We start from the raw sequence: 3,268 nt of genomic DNA, 5'->3' as shown, positions 1-3,268 counted from the left end.
TCGCGCCGACCGGCCCCATCGCCGGGGGCACCGCCTACTCCGTCGCGGTCCCGGGCGGGATCCTCGAGTGCTCCACCGGGTTCAACGGCGAGCTCGACGGCACGCCCGTCGTCGTCACCGCCGCGCACTGTGCGGGCGCAGACGGCACCCGCGCCGCGTTCGCCGACGGCGAGGAGTTCGGCACCATGACGCGGACCCAGCGCGACGGCATCGACACGGCGCTCGTGGCCGTCGACCCGGAGCTCGCCGACCGCTTCCGCACCAACCTGGTCGGCGCCGGCCCCGACACCACCCAGGCGATCACCGGCACAGCCGACCCGGTCGTCGGACAGAAGGCCTGCAAGACCGGGTTCCGGACCGGTTTCTCCTGTGGCACCGTCTCCGAGGTCGGCGCGATGATCGACGTCGCCGGCTCCCGCACCATCGCCAACGCGTTCACGGTGGATCTCTGCGCCCTCCCCGGGGACAGCGGCGGCGTCGTGTTCTCGGGCGACAAGGCCCTGGGGATCTCCAGCGCCTCCAACGTCGCCGAGACCGGGACCTGCGCCAACGCCGACGCCGTGGCCAGGGAGAACGGGTACGTCCCGCGCCTGTCGGCGGTCCCGATCTCCGACGTCCTGGCCGCGCATCCCGGTCTGACGCTGCGCACCAACTGATCCAGAACGACCCGCGGGCCCCGTCCCACGAATCGAGTGCACTCCGCTAAGGGGAACCTCAACTCGTGGGACGGGGCCCGCGTGGCTTACCTTTAACGACAAGACCGTCGACGGGCACCCCTGGGGTCGTCAGGTGCTCGTGCGTCGAGAAGTGCGACGAAAGGCCGCGAACCATGTCAGGCGTGACCATCACTCTCGGGACGATCGGTGTCCTGCTCAGTTTATTTGCTTGGGCCTCATTCATCGGCGGCGTATCGCGGATGGTCCGGAGCATCCTGCTGGGCCAGAAGGACGGCTTCAACCGGTTCGGCTCCCCGTTCTTACGGATGAAGAACACGTTCGTCGAGGTGGCCGCCCACACCCGGATGGCCAGGAAGCGGTCGGTCGGCTTCTTCCACTGGTTCGTCATGATCGGCTTCATGCTCGGCTCGATCGTCTGGTTCGAGGCCTACATCCAGACGTTCAACCCGCGCGGCGGCTGGCCGTGGCTGTCGGATCAGACGTGGTACCACGGGCTCGACGAATTCCTCGGCCTGGGCACCGTCATCGGCATCACCGTGCTCATCATCATCCGCCAGGTCAACCAGCGTCGGGGCCTCAACCGCTTCAACGGTTCCGACCGCAGGGCCGCGTACTTCGTGGAGGCCGTCGTCCTCCTCGAGGGCCTGGGCATGATCTTCGTCAAGGCCGGCAAGCTCGCGCTGTACCGCGCCGAAGGCCAGGACTTCCACTGGTCGACCGACTGGGTCTCCGGCCCCATCTCCACGGTCCTGCCGGCCAACGAGCTCATGGTCTCCATCTTCGCGCTGATCAAGCTGCTCACCGGCATGATCTGGCTGTACGTCGTCGGCCGCAACATCACCTGGGGCGTCGCCTGGCACCGCTTCTCCGCGTTCTTCAACATCTACTTCAAGCGCGAGGCCGACGGCCGCACCGCGCTGGGCGCCCTCAAGCCGATGACCATGGACGGCGAGGCGCTGACCATGGAGAAGATCGAGGAGCGCACCGAGGCGGACGAGGACTTCGAGCCCGTCCTGGGTGCGGGCGCGATCGAGGACTTCTCGTGGAAGGGCTGGCTGGACTTCTCCACCTGTACCGAGTGTGGCCGTTGCCAGGAGCAGTGCCCCGCCTGGAACACCGGCAAGCCGCTGAGCCCCAAGCTCATGATCATGGCCCTGCGTGACCACGCCCACGCCAAGGCTCCGTACCTGCTCGCCGGCGGCAAGACCACGATGGGCGAGGAGACGGGGCTCGTCGACGCCGAGGGCAACCCGGACGAGAAGAAGCTGGCCAGGATCCCCGAGGCCGCCCGCCTCGAGGCCCAGCGCCCGCTGGTCGGCCACACCACCGCCGACGTGTCCGACGACCCGATGGCCGCCGGCATCATCGACCCGGAGGCCCTGTGGTCCTGCACCACCTGTGGCGCCTGCGTCGAGCAGTGCCCGGTGGACATCGAGCACGTCGATCACTTCATCGACATGCGTCGCTACCAGGTGCTCATCGAGTCGGAGTTCCCCACCGAGCTCGCCGGCCTGTTCAAGAACCTCGAGAACAAGGGCAACCCCTGGGGCCAAAACAACTCGGGCCGCGATGACTGGATGAAGACCCTCGACTTCGACATCCCGGTCATCGGCTCGGACATCGAGGACTTCTCGGACACCGAGTACCTCTTCTGGGTCGGCTGTGCCGGTGCCTTCGAGGACCGCGCCAAGAAGACCACCCAGGCCGTCGCCACGCTGCTTCACACGGCCGGCGTGAAGTTCGCCGTCCTGGGCCAGGGTGAGACCTGTACCGGTGACTCCGCCCGCCGCGCGGGCAACGAGTTCCTGTTCCAGATGCTCGCCGAGCAGAACATCGAGACCATGAACAACGCCTTCGACGGCGTGCCCACCGGTCAGCGCAAGGTCGTCGTGACCTGTGCCCACTGCCTCAACGCGTTGAAAAACGAATACGGCGACTTCGGCGGCGACTACCAGGTGGTCCACCACACGCAGCTGCTCAACCGTCTCGTGCGGGAGAAGCGACTCGTGCCGGTCGCCCCGATCGACGGCGGCGTGACCTATCACGACCCGTGCTACCTCGGCCGTCACAACAAGGTCTACGAGGCTCCGCGTGAGCTCATGGACGGTTCCGGAGTGACCCTCACGGAGATGCCCCGCCACGGCCAGCGCTCCATGTGCTGTGGCGCCGGCGGCGCGCGCATGTGGATGGAGGAGACGGTCGGCAAGCGAATCAACATCGACCGCGTCGACGAGGCACTGTCGACCAAGGCGACCAAGATCGCCACCGGCTGCCCGTTCTGTCGGGTGATGCTCTCCGACGGCGCCACCGCGCAGACCGACGGCACCGAACTGGAGGGTCAGGTCGAGGTCGTGGACGTGGCCCAGCTCCTGCTGGAGTCCGTCACCCGCGACGGCGGTCTGCCGGAGCCCCGCGAGGCCGCATGGCTGGAGCAGCCGAAGCGCGAGAAGACGTCCGCGGAGAAGGAGGCCGCCGAGGCCGAGGCCGCGACGCCTGCCGAGGCCAAGACCGCGGTCGCCGAACCCGCCGGAACACCGGACAACCCGGTGATCGACGAGGGCGAGGGCGCCGAGGTGGCCGCCGCCGGCACC

General features: G+C 68.1%; 2 protein-coding genes. Both read left to right on the top strand.

All coding sequences use genetic code 11. The features are described from left to right. The coding region (locus G6017_RS03070) for a S1 family peptidase (RefSeq protein ID WP_182615905.1) at positions 1-656 on the top strand (656 nt) is incomplete at its 5' end. 173 nt (positions 657-829) lie between these two features. After that, the coding region (locus G6017_RS03065; RefSeq protein WP_241731351.1) for a (Fe-S)-binding protein at positions 830-3,268 on the top strand (2,439 nt) is incomplete at its 3' end.

Origin of the sequence: Dietzia sp. B44, assembly GCF_014145245.1 — a bacterium.
In the GTDB taxonomy this organism is placed as follows: Bacteria; Actinomycetota; Actinomycetes; order Mycobacteriales; family Mycobacteriaceae; genus Dietzia; species Dietzia natronolimnaea.
The sequence above is the reverse complement of the archived record's forward strand: the minus strand, read 5'-3'. Positions and strand labels throughout refer to the sequence as shown.